10 protein-coding genes, 2 rRNA genes and 1 pseudogene (1 of these 13 running past the window's edge) are annotated in these 16,124 nt (G+C 66.5%); 7 read left to right on the top strand and 6 right to left on the bottom strand.

The annotated features are described in order from the left end of the window. Nucleotides 1–24 precede the first annotated feature (24 nt). The gene (locus tag LU699_RS10345; protein WP_232137623.1) at nt 25–2,778 is read left to right on the top strand and encodes a PAS domain-containing protein; all 2,754 of its coding nucleotides are present in this window, start codon (nt 25–27) and stop codon (nt 2,776–2,778) included. Between the two features lie 33 nt (nt 2,779–2,811). Next, complete coding sequence (locus LU699_RS10340) at nt 2,812–3,120, top strand: hypothetical protein (protein WP_232137625.1); 309 nt, start codon at nt 2,812–2,814, stop codon at nt 3,118–3,120. Here LU699_RS10340 and LU699_RS10335 read toward each other — a convergent pair. Both LU699_RS10335 and LU699_RS10330 read right to left on the bottom strand, forming a co-directional pair. Beyond that, on the bottom strand, nt 3,117–4,136 hold the full coding sequence (locus LU699_RS10335; protein ID WP_232137626.1) for a serine hydrolase domain-containing protein: 1,020 nt from the start codon (nt 4,134–4,136) through the stop codon (nt 3,117–3,119). The two genes, LU699_RS10340 and LU699_RS10335, sit on opposite strands and share 4 nt — an antisense overlap. Before the next feature lie 46 nt (nt 4,137–4,182). Then, nucleotides 4,183–5,088, bottom strand: coding sequence for an NAD(P)/FAD-dependent oxidoreductase (locus LU699_RS10330; protein ID WP_232580153.1), 906 nt, complete (start codon nt 5,086–5,088; stop codon nt 4,183–4,185). Nucleotides 5,089–5,205: 117 nt separating this feature from the next. Between LU699_RS10330 and LU699_RS10325 the strand changes: the two genes are divergently transcribed. The 3 genes from LU699_RS10325 (at nt 5,206) to dinG (ending at nt 8,825) form a co-directional block, all read left to right on the top strand. Beyond that, nucleotides 5,206–5,655 carry an Rrf2 family transcriptional regulator gene (locus LU699_RS10325; protein ID WP_232137629.1) on the top strand — a complete coding sequence of 150 codons (450 nt, stop codon included), beginning with the start codon at nt 5,206–5,208 and terminating at the stop codon, nt 5,653–5,655. A gap of 101 nt (nt 5,656–5,756) precedes the next feature. Next, the gene (locus LU699_RS10320; RefSeq protein ID WP_232137631.1) at nt 5,757–6,557 is read left to right on the top strand and encodes a DUF2884 family protein; all 801 of its coding nucleotides are present in this window, start codon (nt 5,757–5,759) and stop codon (nt 6,555–6,557) included. Nucleotides 6,558–6,662: 105 nt separating this feature from the next. Then, on the top strand, nt 6,663–8,825 hold the full coding sequence (gene dinG, locus LU699_RS10315) for an ATP-dependent DNA helicase DinG (RefSeq protein ID WP_232137633.1): 2,163 nt from the start codon (nt 6,663–6,665) through the stop codon (nt 8,823–8,825). A 142-nt stretch (nt 8,826–8,967) separates the two neighbouring features. On the opposite strand, the gene dinB is transcribed toward dinG, so the two are convergent. Further along, nucleotides 8,968–10,032, bottom strand: coding sequence for a DNA polymerase IV (gene dinB, locus LU699_RS10310; protein ID WP_232137634.1), 1,065 nt, complete (start codon nt 10,030–10,032; stop codon nt 8,968–8,970). Between the two features lie 123 nt (nt 10,033–10,155). On the opposite strand from dinB, the pseudogene LU699_RS10305 reads away from it, so the two are divergent. Next, nucleotides 10,156–10,326: pseudogene (locus LU699_RS10305) on the top strand (HupB); the annotation flags it as partial. 15 nt (nt 10,327–10,341) lie between these two features. Here LU699_RS10305 and LU699_RS10300 read toward each other — a convergent pair. Continuing rightward, on the bottom strand, nt 10,342–13,044 hold the full coding sequence (locus LU699_RS10300; protein ID WP_232137635.1) for a bifunctional acetate--CoA ligase family protein/GNAT family N-acetyltransferase: 2,703 nt from the start codon (nt 13,042–13,044) through the stop codon (nt 10,342–10,344). Nucleotides 13,045–13,432: 388 nt separating this feature from the next. Between LU699_RS10300 and LU699_RS10295 the strand changes: the two genes are divergently transcribed. Continuing rightward, complete coding sequence (locus LU699_RS10295; RefSeq protein ID WP_232137636.1) at nt 13,433–13,774, top strand: winged helix-turn-helix domain-containing protein; 342 nt, start codon at nt 13,433–13,435, stop codon at nt 13,772–13,774. A gap of 401 nt (nt 13,775–14,175) precedes the next feature. Here the strand turns inward: LU699_RS10295 and rrf are convergent. Continuing rightward, nucleotides 14,176–14,289 (bottom strand): 5S ribosomal RNA (rrf, locus tag LU699_RS10290). A gap of 168 nt (nt 14,290–14,457) precedes the next feature. Then, nucleotides 14,458–16,124 (bottom strand): 23S ribosomal RNA (locus LU699_RS10285) (it continues 1,217 nt past the right edge of the window).

Below are 16,124 nucleotides of genomic sequence, written 5' to 3'. Positions count from 1 at the left end.
GAATTTCTGTCCGGATCGAGCGCCATGGCGCGGCGCATCGCAGCGTACGACTGGTCGACCACGCCGCTCGGCCCGATCGGAAACTGGCCGCAGTCGCTGCGCACCTCGCTGGGTCTGATGCTCGACTCGCGCTTCGCGATGTGCCTGTGCTGGGGCCCGGAGCTGACGCTCTTCTACAACGATGCCTACGCGCCGCATCTGGGTGCCAAGGAATCGCAGGCGCTGGGGCAGCCGCTGCAGACCATCTGGTCCGACGTCTGGGACGACATCCGCCCCCTCGTCGACAGCGTGTTCGATGGCAGGCCGACGCTGCACGAAGACATGCCGTTGACGATGCAGCGCAACGGGTTTCCCGAAGAGACCTACTGGACCTTTTCGTACTCGCCCCTGCGCGATGAGCACGACCGCATCGTCGGCCTGCTCAACATCACCACGGACGTGACCCGCAAGGTGAAGACCGAGCGCCGGCTGCAGGCCGATGTGGCGCAGCTGGGTCGCATGTTCGACCAGGCGCCCACATTCATGGCGATGCTGACCGGCCCCGAACACGTGTTCGCCTACGTCAATCCGGCGTACAAGACGTTGATCGGCGACCGTGGCGACGTGCTGGGCAAGCGCGTGGCGGATGCGCTACCCGACGCGGTGCGCCAGGGCTATCTCACGCTCCTCGACCAGGTCTACAGCAGCGGACAGGCGTTCTCGGCCGACAGCGCGCAGTACATCGTGCAGACCACGCCCGGCGCGGCCTCGGCCGAGCGCTACGTCGATTTCGTGTTCCAGCCGATCAACGACGGCCAGGACGTCGTCGGCATCTTCGTGCAGGGCGTCGACGTGACCGCGCGGCATCTGTCGGATGTCGCCTTGCAGTCCCGCGAGGCCGAGCTGCGCAGTCTCAACAGCGATCTGGAACGGCAGGTCATCGAACGCGCACGCGAGCGCTCGCTGACCTGGCAGGTCACGCCCGATCTGCTCGCCGTCGTGGATCCCGACGGCATCATCGAAACCGTCAACCCGGCCTGGGAGCAGTTGCTGGGCTGGCCGGTCGATTCGCTCGTGGGCCATCGCTGGATGGACCACGTCAGTCCCGACGATCACGTGGTGACGCAGTCCGTGCTCGACACCTTGCGCGCCGGCAAACCGGTGCTGCGCTTCGAGAACCGCTGGCGTACGCGTACGGGCGGTCTGCGCACGCTGTCGTGGGTGGCGACGCCCGAGGGCGGGCGCTACTACTGCAGCGCGCGCGACGTCACCGACATCAATGCGGCCGCCGACGCGCTCGCGCGCTCGCAGGCGCAGCTGCGCACGCTGTTCGAGACGAGTTACCAGTTGCAGGGCATGTGCACGCCCGACGGGATCGTCACCGATGCCAACCGCCCGGTGCTCGACGCCGTCGGCGCCGGCTTCGACGAACTGATCGGCGTCTACCTGTGGGACACGCCGTGGTTCAGCGGCACGCCCGGCATGCCGGCGCGGATCCGCGCGATGTTCGACCGCGCAGCCACTGGCGAAACCGTCCGCGACGAGATCCAGCTTGACCTGCCCAAGGGACGGCGCAGCCACGATCTGTCGCTGCGTCCGATCCGCGAAGACGGTCGCATCATCGCCGTGGTGCCCGAAGCGATCGACACGACCGACCGGCGCAATGCAGAGGACGCGCTGCGCCAGTCGCAGAAGCTCGAAGCGATCGGCCAGCTCACCGGCGGCGTCGCCCACGACTTCAACAATCTGCTGACCCCGATCGTCACCGCGCTCGATCTCGCCTCGGATCCCGACGCGCGTCCCGAACGCCGCGTGCGCATGCTCGGCGTCGCGCGCCAGTCCGCCGATCGCGCCGCCACGCTGGTGCAGCGTCTGCTGTCGTTCGCGCGCCGGCAGCCGCTGCAGACGTTGGATATCGATGTCGCGACGCTGGTCTCGGGCATGGCCGAACTCGTCGACAGTTCCAGCAGCCCGCGCGTGCGCCTCGTGCTCGACCTCGCCGACGATCTGCTGCCTGCGGTGGCCGATCCGAACCAGCTGGAAATGGCGATCCTCAATCTCAGCGTCAACGCCTGCGATGCGATGCCCGAAGGCGGCACGCTGACGCTCGGCGCGCGCAATGCACGCGTGTCCGATGACGAGCGCATCGCGCCGGGCCGCTACGTCGTGGTGTCGGTCGCCGACACCGGCGTGGGCATGGACGAACAGACGCGCCAGCGCGCGATCGAGCCGTTCTTCTCGACCAAGGGCATCGGCAAAGGCACAGGCCTGGGCCTGTCGATGGCGCACGGCCTGGCCTCGCAGCTCGGTGGCCGCCTGACGATCGACAGTACGCCCGGCAGCGGCACCACCATCCATCTCTGGCTGCCGGTGGGTTCGCACCCCGGCGCCACATCCGAAGAAGAGGACACGACCGTGAGCATCACTGGGGACAACCGCGGCACCGCACTGGTGGTCGACGACGAGGATTCGGTGCGCATGTGCACCTCCGACGCGCTCGAGGACATGGGCTATCGCATCGTCGAGGCCAGTTCGGCCGAGGAAGCGCTGCGCGCGCTCGACGACGGCCTGACGCCCGCGGTGCTGGTCACCGATCACCTGATGCCCGGCATGACCGGCGCCGAGCTCGCACGCACCGTGCGTGCACGGTTGCCTGAAACCGCGATCGTGATCGTCTCCGGCTACACCAGCATGGCCGACTTCGATCCGGGCCTGACGATCCTCAGCAAACCGTTCCGCCAGCACGAACTCGCGGCGAGCGTGGAATCGGCGAACGCCGCGATCCAGAACGCGGCCTGATCGCCGCAGCGGCGGTGTCGTTCGCGCGCCACGATGGCAAACGCCGCATTCCGGCTTCAGCCCTACGGCAACCGTCACGGCGGCAGCGGCGTACGCGCATGGGCAATCAACGGCGACACGCTGTCGGTCGAGTTCGTGGACGGCGCGGTCTATGACTACCGCCGGCACAACATCGGCCCGCGTTTGTTCACAGCCGCCTGCGCCGCAGCGCGCGCAGGCCGCGGTCTGTCGAGCTGCATCAGCCGGCATCTGCGCGAGCGCTACGCCGCGCGCCATGCCGACCACACCGCATGGGCGACGCACCATCGCCACGCGCCGGCGCCGACGAAGCGCAGGCGCTAGACCGTCTGACTCTCGATGATCCGACCCAGCAACGCATGCAGTTGCGCGAGGTGGCCGGAGCCGGCGACGGTGGTCTCGTCGGACGTCATCGCGACAGTGAGGTTCAGCGACGGCACGATGTAGAGCATCTGTCCGCCGTGCCCCCAGGCGAAACGCACGTCGTGCCCGCCGATGCGGCGCGCGAACCAGCCGTAGCCATAGCCGTCGCCGGTGTAGACCGAACGCGTGCGCGTGACCCACGACTGCGCGATCCAGCTCGCGGGTATCAGTTGCGCACCCGACGCGGCGCGACCGTGGTTGCGGTAGAGCTCGCCGAACGCCAGCAGCGAACGCGGCGTCATCGCCATCTGGTTGCCGCCGAAATGCAGGCCCTGCGGATCGGTATCCCAGGACGCGATCGCGAAGCCGGCCTGCGGGCCCAGCCACTCGCGCGCGAGCGTGCGCACCGGCTTGCCGCCGACCCTGGCGAGCACAGCCGACAGCAGATGCGTGGAGCCGGTCGAATAGATCATGCCGCCACCCGGCGTATCGACGAACGGCTGCGCGAGTGCGTCGCGCACCCAGTCGCGCTGCGCGACCCAGCGCCCGTAGCCACGGCCCGACGTGGACTGCAGGCCGGCCTGCATCGACAGCAGATGGCCGATGGTGACCTGGGCCAGACGCGGATCGGGATCGTGTGGCAGGCGATCGGCCAGCAGCGGGGCGACGGGCTGGTCGACACCATCGAGCAGGCCGCGTCCGATCGCGATGCCGACCAGCGCCGACATCACCGTCTTCGACGCCGACTTGATGTTCGCCGGGCGCGTGGTCGATGCGCCCCGGTAGCCCCGCTCGGCGATCAACGCGCCATCGCGCGCGACCAGCACCGTGCGCAGTGGTGTCATCGCGCTGGCGTCGTCGAGGACGGCGTCGAGCGCAGTGCTGCGCGCGACCTCGGGCGTCTGCGCGGATGCGGGCGTGGCGCTCATGCCGCCGATCAGCAGCGAAGCGAACAACAGGGCGAGGATGCGATGCATCGTTCGAGTATCGACGCGACGCTGCAACCCGCGATGAAACCTGCGCTCAGGCCGCGTCTGCAGCGATCAAGGCCTGGTGTGCGCCGACGCCCGCGAGCAACCCCGACGCCACCGACAGCGGCACGCTGTGCATCGGCTGGCTCAGATCGCCGGCCGCGAACGCGCCGGGCACGCTCGTCTGCTTGAACGCGTCCACGCGCAGATATGGACCCAGCGGACCGATGTCCTGCGCGCAGCCGAGCCTGTCGGCCAGACCGTCGACCGGTTCGACACGCGAGCCGACGAACAATGCGTCGATCGCGATGCTGCGGCCATCGGCCAGACGCACGCCGTCCAGCGCCGGCGCAGTACCGAGCAGCTCGACGACCGGCACGCGTTCCAGCGTCACGCCACGGTTCGCGAGCTTGCGCGCGTCGTCGGCGTCAGGTTCGAAACCGTCTTCGAGGAAACAGGTCGTCGGCCCCCAGTCGGGCAGCATCCGTGCGCGGTGCAGGCCCATCGCATCGCCGGCGAAGACACCGAGCGCACGCCCGGCGACCTCGAAGCCGTGGCAGTACGGGCAATGCAGCACGCTGCGGCCCCACCGCGCCTGCAAACCGTCGAGCGGCGGCAACACGTCGCATACGCCGCCGGCCAGGATCAGCGTACGGGTCTGCACCGTCTGACCGTCCGCCAGGGCGAGCGAGAATCCGACTGCATCCGCGACCGCCTCGATGACCTCGCCCGCGATGACCGTTGCCGTTGGATAGCGCAGCAGCTCCGCGCGGCCGTTCGCCAACAGCGTGGCCGGCGGCGTGCCGTCATGGCCGAACACGTTGTGCACGGCAGCCGCGAACCGGTTGCGCGGCTGGCCCGCATCGACGACCAGCACCCGGCGCCGCGCACGCGCCAGGGCCTGCGCCGCCGACAGCCCGGCGTTGCCGCCACCCACGATCACCGCGCCGTATCGCATTGCACACCTCACGCCACTTCAGTTGTTTCATGATGCGCCGGCGACCGACATCATGCAACTCGATAAGTGTCGAGACGTGACTGGGGTATCGTGGCGGCCCGTCACACGCCCTGCCCCATGCGCCCCGACAGCCGCCTCAGCCGCATGCTCCACGTCCTCATCCATCTGGCGGAGGCCGACGGCCGCGCGACCTCGGACGAGATCGCGGCGATGCTGGGCACCAATCCCGTCGTGGTGCGCAGAACCATGGCGGGCCTGCGCGACCACGGCTACGTGCGCTCGGAAAAGGGCCACGGTGGCGGCTGGTCGCTGGCGACGCCGCTCGCCGACATCAGCCTGCTCGACATCCACGAAGCGCTGGGATCGCCCGCACCGTTCGCGTTCGGCCTGGCCAACGACGACCCGGACTGTCTGGTGGAGAAGGCCGTCAACGCCCATCTCGGCGATGCGATGGCCGACGCCGAAGCCCTGCTCCGCGCACGTCTGGCTGCGGTGACGCTGGCGGATATCGCAACCGATTTCCAGAAACGCCTGACCGCCGGCGGACGTCGACGCGGCGCGCGCTGACACCATCATCCGGGCGTCCCATACGCCACCGTGACTTCAAGCACGCGATGCCGCGCCGCGATGGCCCGATGCTCGCCGCCATGCAACCGGGAATGCTGCCCATGTCCTTCCATCGCGCCGCGCTCGTCGCCGGCCTGCTCGTCGCGTCGATGCCTGTCTTCGCTGCCGACGACGAGACCGCACCGCGGCTGTCCTCCGACCAGTGCGAGATCTCGACGCCGTACAACGTGCTCGTCGATACCGGCGGCGTCTGGCTCTACCGCGACAGCGGCGCGCCGAAGGAGATCTTCTTCCACGACGGCACGCTCAGCGTGGACCGCGCGGTGCAGAGCGTCAGCGCTGCCGATGCCGCGCGTCTGCGCCGGCTCGAATCGGGCGCACGCACGCTGATGCCGCAGGTCACCTCGGTCGCGCGCGAGAGCACCGGCATCGCGTTCGATGCGCTGGCTGGCGTGGTGGAAGTGATGACCGGCAGCGCGCGCAAGGTGCGCCAGGTGGAACGTTTCCGCACCGATACGCTCGGCTACATCGACACCACGCTCGGCACCGGGCGCTGGGACCAGGACGTGTTCGGCGACGGTTTCGAATCGCGGATCGAGGACGCGGCCGAACGCATGACCGGCAGCCTCGGCCGCAGTGTGATGTGGCAGGTGTTCACCGGCCGCGCCGGTCGCATGGACGCGCGCGCCGAACGCATGGAAGCCGATCTCGACCGCAAGATCGAAGCACGCAGCGCCGCGCTGGAAGCGCAGGCTGATGCCCTGTGCACGCAGGTGCGCGAACTGCAGTCGATCCAGGCCGCGCTGGAATACCGCCTCGACGGCCAGCGGCTGGTGATGCTCGAAGACGCGCCGCGCAGCAACGACGATACGTCGGTCTCCAGGGCAGCTTCGAAGCCCTGATCGCACGGCGCGACGCGGCTGCGTCCGCGCATCGGCGTCCACCACGCCCGTAGCGTTCAGCATCCCGATCTCGGTCCACGCGACGCGGCGTGGGACAATGGGCGCATGGGCGATTCCGATTCCAATACGCCGGCCACGACCGCGGCCGACGCGCCGCCGCGCGCGCTGAACGACGCGCTCAAGGCCGACATCCGCGCCGCGTACGCGAAGCTGCAGGCGAACACGCCGGGCTTCAGCACGCGCCGTTCGCAGAGCGCGATGATCGGGCTGGTGTCGCGCGCGCTCGCGACTTCGGGCGGCATCGGCATCGCCGAAGCGCCGACCGGCGTCGGCAAGAGCCTGGCGTATCTGACCGCCGGCGTGCCGATCGCGCTGGCGACGAAGAAGAAGCTGGTGATCAGCACCGGCACCGTGGCGTTGCAGTCGCAGCTGTTCGAACGTGACATCCCTGCGTTTCTCGCCGCGACCGGGTTGGAGGCCCGCGTCGCGCTGGCCAAGGGCCGCACGCGTTACCTGTGCACGCGCAACGCCGCCGAGCTGCATGCAGAGCACAGCCAGGGCACGATGCTGCTCGATGGCGCCGGCCCAGACGAAGGCGGCGACTACGAGCGCCAGCTCTACGACCGCCCGCTTGCTCCGCATGAAGTCGATGCCGCGCGGCGCCTGCTCGAAGCGCATGCGGACCGGCAGTGGGACGGCGATCTCGACACCGCGCCCGAACCCGTGTCGTCCGCGCTGCGCACCCGCATCACCACGCCTGCATCGAGCTGCGCCGGGCGCCGTTGCAGCTTCGCCCAGCACTGTCCGGTGCTGAAAGTCCGCACCACCGTGCGCGAAGCGCAGATCGTCGTGACCAACCACGCGCTGCTGCTGTCGTCACTGGCGATGGGCGACATCGAGAACGGCCAGCCGCTGCTGGCGCCGCCCGGCGAGATGCTGCTGGTGCTCGACGAGGGCCACCACGTGGCGAACGTCGCGATCGACCAGGGCGCGGCGCGGCTGCCGCTGGCCGACATGGCCAAGCGCACCAGCCGCATGCAGATCCTGATCGCCGGCAGCTATCGGCTGGTCGACAAGGAACGCATCGGCACCTTGCTGCCGAACGAGGCGATCGAACTCGCATCGCGTGTGTCGAAGGGGCTCAAGGCGTTCCAGCTCGACGTCGACCGCGTCTGGCAGCCCGAACCCGGCGACCGCGACCCGATGTGGCGCGCACCGCTCGGTCGCCTGCCCGACGACTGGGCGCATGCGATCGAAACCCTCGGCGAAGACACGCGCGCCCTGTTCAACTGGGTGCACGCCGCGCAACAGGCCGTCGCGCGGACCAAGCAGGAAGATCCGGCGCGCGAGAAGCTGCAGCGCAGCCTCGGCATGGCGTTGGAGATGGTCGAGCAGCAGCACGAGTTGTGGGCCGGCTGGCGACGCGAAGACCGCGAAGGCGCGCCACCGATGGCGCGCTGGATCACGGCGACGCGCGATGGCGATCTCGCCCTGCACTGCTCGCCGGTGTCGGCCGCGCACGTGCTGCGCACACTGCTGTGGAAGGAGATCGATTCGGTCGTGATGACCTCCGCCACACTGACCGGCGGCGGTGATTTCCAGTCGTTCGCGATCGACACCGGCCTGCCCGATCACGCCGAGACCGCGTCGCTGCCGTCGCCGTTCGATCTGCCGAACCAGGCGCAGCTGGTGGTGCCGCAGTTCCCGGTGGCGCCCGACGATCGCGAAGGTCACCCGAAAGCGGTCGCCGAATGGCTGGCGCGCGAGCTCGACTGGAACAAGGGCAGCATGGTGCTCTTCACCTCGCGCTGGAAGATGGAAAAGGTCGCCGAACTGATGCCCGCTTCGCGCCGTGGCGCGATCCAGGTGCAGAGCAGCGGCAACAAATCCCAAGTCGTCGCAGCCCATCTCGAACGCGTCGTCGCCGGCAAGGGCTCGGTGCTGTTCGGCCTCAACTCGTTCGGCGAAGGTCTGGACCTGCCGGGCGAGGCCTGCACGACGGTGGTGATCACCCAGGTGCCGTTCGCCGTACCGACCGATCCGCAGACCGCGACACTCGGCGAATGGCTCGAGGCGCGCGGGCAGAATCCGTTCAACCTGATCGCGATTCCGCACGCGTTGCGCACGCTGACCCAGTTCGCCGGTCGCCTGATCCGCACCTCGACCGATACCGGCCGCGTCGTGATCCTCGACTCGCGCCTGCTCAACCGCCGCTACGGCAAACGCATCCTCGATGCGCTGCCGCCGTTCAAGCGTGTGATCGGCTGAAGTAGCCAGCAACGCGACAAGCGTTGGATGCTAGAGCGCGCAGTCTGCTCTTGATCCGCACCTCTCCCTTCGGGAGAGGTCGACGCGCGCAGCGCGTCGGGTGAGGGCCAGGTGTTGCGACGAACGCCCAGCCAGCCCCCACTCAACCCTCGAACAACCCCGCCTGCACCGGCAGCTCATCCGGCTCGCGAAACCCGCCGATCCCCACGCCGACCAGTCGATACCGCGTCGACGCCGGCAGCTCCACGCGCTCGCGCAACGCCAGCGCGATCCGCGTCAGTTCGGCCTGCGACGCGGGCGGCGCATCCGGCGTGAAGCTGCGCGTGAGGATGCGGAACTGCGAGGTCTTGAGCTTCAGCACCACCGTGCGGCCGACACGCGCGGTCTTGCGCGTCGCCGCCCACGTCTTCTCGGCGAGCCGCTCGATCATCGGCGCCAGCTCCTCGAGCGGCAGATCGGTTTCGAACGTGTCCTCCGACGAGATCGACTGCACGGGCTGGTCCGGTTCCACCGGCCGGTCGTCGATGCCGAGTGCGCGCTGGTGCAGACGCACCCCGAACGTGCCGAAGCGCCGCTCAAGCGTCTCGCGCGACAGCCCACGCAGATCGCCGACCGTGGCGACGCCGAGCTCGGCCAGCTTCTTCTCCATGACCTTGCCGACGCCGGGAATCAGGCCGACCTTGAGCGGCAGCAGGAACGCGTCGACCTGCGCCGGCTTCACCACATACAGGCCATCGGGCTTGTTCCAGTCCGAGGCGATCTTGGCGATGAACTTTTTCGGTGCGACGCCGGCCGACGCGGTCAGCTGCGTCGCCTCGCGGATCTGCGCGCGGATCGCCTGCGCGGTCGCCGTCGCGCTGGGCGAGGGAATCTTCGGATCGGTGACGTCGAGATAGGCCTCGTCCAGCGACAGCGGCTGCACCAGGTCGGTGTGCGCGTGGAAGATCTCGCGCACTTGTCGCGAGACGGCTTTGTAGCGGGCGAAATCCGGCGGCACGAAGACCGCGTCCGGGCACAGGCGCTCGGCGGTGACGGCCGGCATCGCCGAGCGCACCCCGAACGGCCGGGCTTCATACGAGGCGGCACAGACCACCGAGCGCGCGCCACGCCAGGCCACGACCACCGGCCGCCCACGCAGCGACGGATCGTCGCGCTGTTCGACCGAAGCGTAGAACGCGTCCATGTCGATGTGGAGGATCTTGCGCACCGCTGCATTATCGTCGTTCCGGTCGCACTGACTGCGTCCGATCCACGATTCCTGCACGCGGATTCGACCGGTCGCTCACGTGTTCCTGCGCAGGCTGTCCACTCCCATCGATGGAGCAGCGTCATGCCCCGCGGCGACAAATCGTCATACACGGACAAGCAGAAGCGACAGGCTGAACATGTTGAAGCTTCGGAGCGCGACAAGGGCCGGTCGAAGGTGGATGCCGAGCGCATCGCCTGGGCCACGGTCAACAAGCAGGATGGCGGCGGCAAGCAATCCGGCTCGGGCCGCAAGGACCACTGATGCGGATCAGGCGTCGGTGCCCTCGACCGGCAGTCGCACGATCGCGACCGTGGCATCGTCCGGATCGGTGGTGATCGAGAATCCCAGTTGGCGGCACATCGCCAGCATCGTGGTGTTCTCGCGCAGCACCTGGCCCTCGACGACGCGCAGACCCTGCCAGCGGGCGTACTCGATCATGATCCGCATCAGCCGCCAGCCGAGCCCGGCGCCCTTCAGGTCGGAGCGCACCATGATTCCGTACTCGCCGGTGTCATAGTTCGCATCGGCGAGCAGACGCACCGCGCCCAGCATCTCCCCGGTGTCGGGGTCGATCGCCGCCAGCGCGATCGAGCGCGCGTAGTCGAGCTGGGTGAGCCGCGCGATGAACTCGTGGCTGAAATGCCGCACCGCGCTGAAGAACCGCAGACGCAGATCCTCGGTGCTGACCTGTTCGAAGAAGCGCCGGAACATCGCCTCGTCTTCCGGGCGTACCGGCCGCACGAAGGCCGTGTTCCCGTTCGATAACGTGATCGTCCGTTCCCACTCCACCGGATACGGAAAGATCGCGAATCGCGGATGGCCGCGACCTTTGTGCAGACGTTTGACCGGCGCGAGCGCGATGCGCGCATCGACCGCGATCACGCCGTCGCGATCGGCGAGCAGCGGGTTGATGTCGAGTTCCAGCAGTTCGGGAATGTCGGCTGCCATCTGCGCAAGCTTCACCAGCACCAGCGCGACCGCCCGTTCGTCGGCAGCGGGCACGTCCCGATAGGCCTTGAGAATGCGTGACGCACGCGTGCGACCGATCAGTTCGTGCGCGAGACGCAGATCCAGCGGCGGCAACATCAGGGCCTTGTCGTCGATGACGTCGACGGCCGTACCGCCGCGGCCGAACACGACCACCGGACCGAACGTCGGATCGTCGGCGATGCCGGCAATGAGCTCACGCGCCTTAGGCCGCACGGCCATCGCATGCACGGTGACACCGTCAATCTGCGCAGCGGGCTGCAGGGTGCGTGCGCGCTGCAGGATGTCTTCGGCCGCCTGATGCACGGCCTGCGACGTCGTGAGATTCAGGCGCACGCCGTCGACATCGGATTTGTGCGGAATGTCGGCCGCGTCGATCTTTACCGCGACCGCGACGCCACGCGCGAACAGCACTTCCGCGGCGGCGACTGCTGCATCGGCGTCGCGTGCGCGCGAGACCTCGGCGACCGGAATGCCGTAGGCACCGAGCAAACGCGCGGTCGCAACCGGGTTGAGCAGACGACGCTCCGATGCCAAAGCCGCATCGACGACGGCGCGTGCCGCCGGCAGATCGACGACGAAATCGTCCGGTAGGCTCGGCGGTGTCTCCATCAGCGCACGCTGCGCCTCGTGGTGACGCGCGAGATACATGAAGCCGCGCACCGCATCCGCCTCGCTGTCGTAGACCGGAATGCCGGCATCGCCGAGCGTCTTGCGCGCATCAGGCTGATCGCCATGCCAGACCGCGAGCACTGGCTTGCGGGCGCCGGTGCGTGGACGTGCTTGCACGGTACGCACTACGGCATCCGCCACTTCATCGGGATCCGACAGCACGGTGGGCACCTGCATCACCAGCACCGCATCGTTCTCGCGATCGTCGAGCAGCGCCTCCAGCGCGGTGGCATATCGACTGCCGTCGGCATCGCCGAGCATGTCCACGGCGTTGCGCCGCGACCAGCCACGCGGAAACGCGCCATCGAGCGTTCCGATCGTCGCCTCCGACAGTGACGCGCGTGTACCCCCCAGATCGACCAGACGATCGAGCGCGAGCATGCCGACGCCGATGCCGTTGGTCATCACCGCGAGGCGGTTGCCGGGTACGCCGCCCAGGTGCGACAGGGTTTCGGCGGCGGCGAACAGTTCGTCGAGCGCATGCACGCGCAGCAGACCCGCACGCCGGAACGCGGCGTCGTAGACGGCATCCGGCGCTGCCAGCGCCGCGGCGTGGGTGATCGCTGCTGTATCGCGTCGCGCATGCCGGCCGGGTTTGACCACGACCACCGGCTTGGCGCGTGCCGCCGCACGCGCTGCAGATAGGAACTTGCGCGCATCGCGCACGCGCTCCACGTACAGCAGGATTGCGCGGGTATGGCGGTCGGTCGCGAAGTAGTCGAGCAGATCGGCGAAGTCGACGTCGAGCGCATCGCCCAGCGAGGCCACGGCGGAGAAGCCGATGCCACGTGGTCGGCTCCACTCGATCATGCCGGCAGCCACGGCGCCGGACTGCGAGATCAGTGCGAGATCACCGGGGATCGGCGCGTGCGCGGCGAAACTCGCGAACAGTTTCGCGTGCGGCGCGATCACGCCGAGACAGTTCGGCCCCACGATGCGCAGCCCGCGCGCGCGCGCGACTTCGGCCAGCGCCGCATTGTGCGAACCGACGCCTTCGCCCATGTCGCGCGTCAGCACGATCGCAGCCTTGGCACCCGCACTCGCTGCCGCATCCGCGATACCCGCCACGTCCGCCGGTGGTACAGCAATCACCACCAGTTCCGGTACGAAGGGCAATGCAGCGAGCGAAGGCGACGCTTCGACGCCATCGATCGACGCATAGCGCGGATTGACCAGACCGATCGGCCCCCCGAACCCGCCCGCGCGCAACTGCTGCAGCACCAGCCGCCCGAGTGACCGCGCGCGCGGACTCGCGCCGACGACCGCCACCGACGCGGGATGGAACACGGACTGGAGTGCGTAGGTACTCATCGCGGCGTGCGCGCTCATTCAAGGCGAGCGCAGACGATACACGAGCGTCCGTAAGCGCTTCCGCTCGGTCGCCTCTTGGGATTCCGCCAAGTGCGGTTTTCCAACGCGCAGCGCCAAGCGCGGTCAACGCTCCGTAGGATGGGTAGAGCAACGCGAGACCCATCGGAGATCTACCCCAGCGGATCAAGCTTCAGACGCGGATCGCGCTCAAAAGAAACCGGTCGATGTCATCAAGCGCATAGCTTGGGAAGCATCGGAGTCGACACGTGCCGCCTGCAGATGGCCCCTTGATCGAAGCCACGATTCAGCACATCACGGGGTCGTCCAGGACCCCACTCAACGCGCGCATCGACTTCAACGCATCGACAGCGTCGTCTAAGCTGCCGCCATGAGCGATCCAGACGATTTCCAGCTGCGTATCCGCCTCGGCGAGGTGATGCTCGGGCCAGGCAAAGCCGATCTGCTCGATGGCATCCGTGAAACCGGTTCGATCTCCGCAGCAGGTCGCCGTATGTCCATGAGCTACCGCCGCGCCTGGCAGCTCGTCGAGCAGTTGAACCTGCACTTCGGTGCCCCGGTTGTCGCGACGCTGACCGGCGGACGTGGCGGCGGCGGTGCAGAACTCACCGCGCTGGGCGAAGACGTTCTGTCGACCTACCGCCGCATGCAGCAACACAGTGCCGCCTCGATCGCCGACGATCTCGCTCACTTGCGCGATCTTCGCAAATAGCGAATCGACACGTCCGCCTTTTCGCGGGTCCGAGCCATCGCGAGAATCGCGACACGGAAGCGCATAAGTACGCTTTCGTAGGATGGGAAGAGCGAAGCGAAACCCATCACCCGTCGCCGGATCCGCTTTGGCGCTTGGAGCTTCGCTTGACTGTGCGTCCTCGCAAGTGAGCATCAAGCTCAGGCTGCTCAAGTCAGCCCGTCTCGAGCGGCCGACCGACCGCTTGCATCTTCTTGTCAGCCAGCTCATTTCCGCCCCGAGATTATCTCTACGGCGAGCAGTGACTAAATCTACTCGCTCGCGCTCCAGCACCTGACTTTCTCACTTTCTCTCGCGTTCGGAGCAAATCCCACGCAAAGAAAAACCCCCGCCGGAATCCCGGCGGGGGTTTTGGGTAAAAACCCTGGCGATGACCTACTCTCGCATGCTAGATGCACACTACCATCGGCGCATGTACGTTTCACTTCCGAGTTCGGAATGGGATCGGGTGGTTCCATACAGCTATAGTCACCAGGGAGAGGGTGGAGGGTCGCAAGTCAGTCCGGTGATCGGTCGCAGGTATGCGCTCGAAAGTGGGACTGACAGCGCTCACGCTCTCAGAGGTTGGGAAGTAGCGAACATTTTAGACGACTCATTCGTGTCGTTGGCCAAGGATGCTTCGGTTAGAAGCAACTTGAGGTTATATGGTCAAGCCACACGGATCATTAGTACTGGTTAGCTCAACACATTGCTGTGCTTACACACCCAGCCTATCAACCACCTGGTCTTGATGGTTCCTTCAGGGGAGTCAAGCTCCCGGGAGATCTCATCTTGAGGCGCGCTTCCCGCTTAGATGCTTTCAGCGGTTATCGCTTCCGAACATAGCTACCCGGCAGTGCCACTGGCGTGACAACCGGAACACCAGAGGTTCGTCCACTCCGGTCCTCTCGTACTAGGAGCAGCCCCTCTCAAATCTCCAACGCCCATGGCAGATAGGGACCGAACTGTCTCACGACGTTCTGAACCCAGCTCGCGTACCACTTTAAATGGCGAACAGCCATACCCTTGGGACCGACTACAGCCCCAGGATGTGATGAGCCGACATCGAGGTGCCAAACACCGCCGTCGATATGAACTCTTGGGCGGTATCAGCCTGTTATCCCCGGAGTACCTTTTATCCGTTGAGCGATGGCCCTTCCATACAGAACCACCGGATCACTAAGTCCTAGTTTCCTACCTGCTTGATCCGTCGATCTCGCAGTCAAGCACGCTTATGCCTTTGCACACAGTGCGCGATGTCCGACCGCGCTGAGCGTACCTTCGAGCTCCTCCGTTACTCTTTGGGAGGAGACCGCCCCAGTCAAACTACCCACCATACATGGTCCCCGATCCGGATAACGGACCTAGGTTAGAACGTCAAGCACGACAGGGTGGTATTTCAAGGTTGGCTCCACCACAGCTAGCGCCATGGTTTCAAAGCCTCCCACCTATCCTACACAGACGAACTCAACGTTCAATGTAAAGCTATAGTAAAGGTTCACGGGGTCTTTCCGTCTTGCCACGGGAACGCTGCATCTTCACAGCGATTTCAATTTCACTGAGTCTCGGGTGGAGACAGCGCCGCCATCGTTACGCCATTCGTGCAGGTCGGAACTTACCCGACAAGGAATTTCGCTACCTTAGGACCGTTATAGTTACGGCCGCCGTTTACCGGGGCTTCGATCAAGAGCTTCGCCTTGCGGCTGACCCCATCAATTAACCTTCCGGCACCGGGCAGGCGTCAGACCCTATACGTCCACTTTCGTGTTTGCAGAGTCCTGTGTTTTTGATAAACAGTCGCAGCGGCCTGGTCACTGCGGCCCCCGATCGCTGTAGCCCGCATGGGCCACGATCAAGGGCGCACCTTCTCCCGAAGTTACGGTGCTATGTTGCCTAGTTCCTTCACCCGAGTTCTCTCAAGCGCCTTAGAATTCTCTTCCTACCCACCTGTGTCGGTTTACGGTACGGTCTGCATAAGCTGAAGCTTAGGGGCTTTTCCTGGAAGCGTGGTATCAGTCACTTCGCTCTAATGAGCTCGTCTCGGTGCTCGGAGTTAAAGGGTCCCGGATTTGCCTAAGACCCACTCCTACCGCCTTTCCCCAGGACAACCAACGCCTGGTAGACCTAACCTTCTCCGTCCCCCCATCGCACTTATGCGAGGTGCTGGAATATTAACCAGCTTCCCATCGACTACGCATTTCTGCCTCGCCTTAGGGGCCGACTCACCCTGCGTCGATTAACGTTGCGCAAGGAAACCTTGGGCTTTCGGCGTGGAGGCTTTTCACCCCCATTATCGTTACTCATGTCAGCATTCGCACTTCCGATACCTCCA

Origin of the sequence: Luteimonas fraxinea (assembly GCF_021233355.1) — a bacterium.
Lineage (GTDB): Bacteria > Pseudomonadota > Gammaproteobacteria > Xanthomonadales > Xanthomonadaceae > Luteimonas > Luteimonas fraxinea.
Note: the sequence above shows the minus strand (reverse complement) of the source record. Positions and strands in the feature narration are given on the sequence as shown.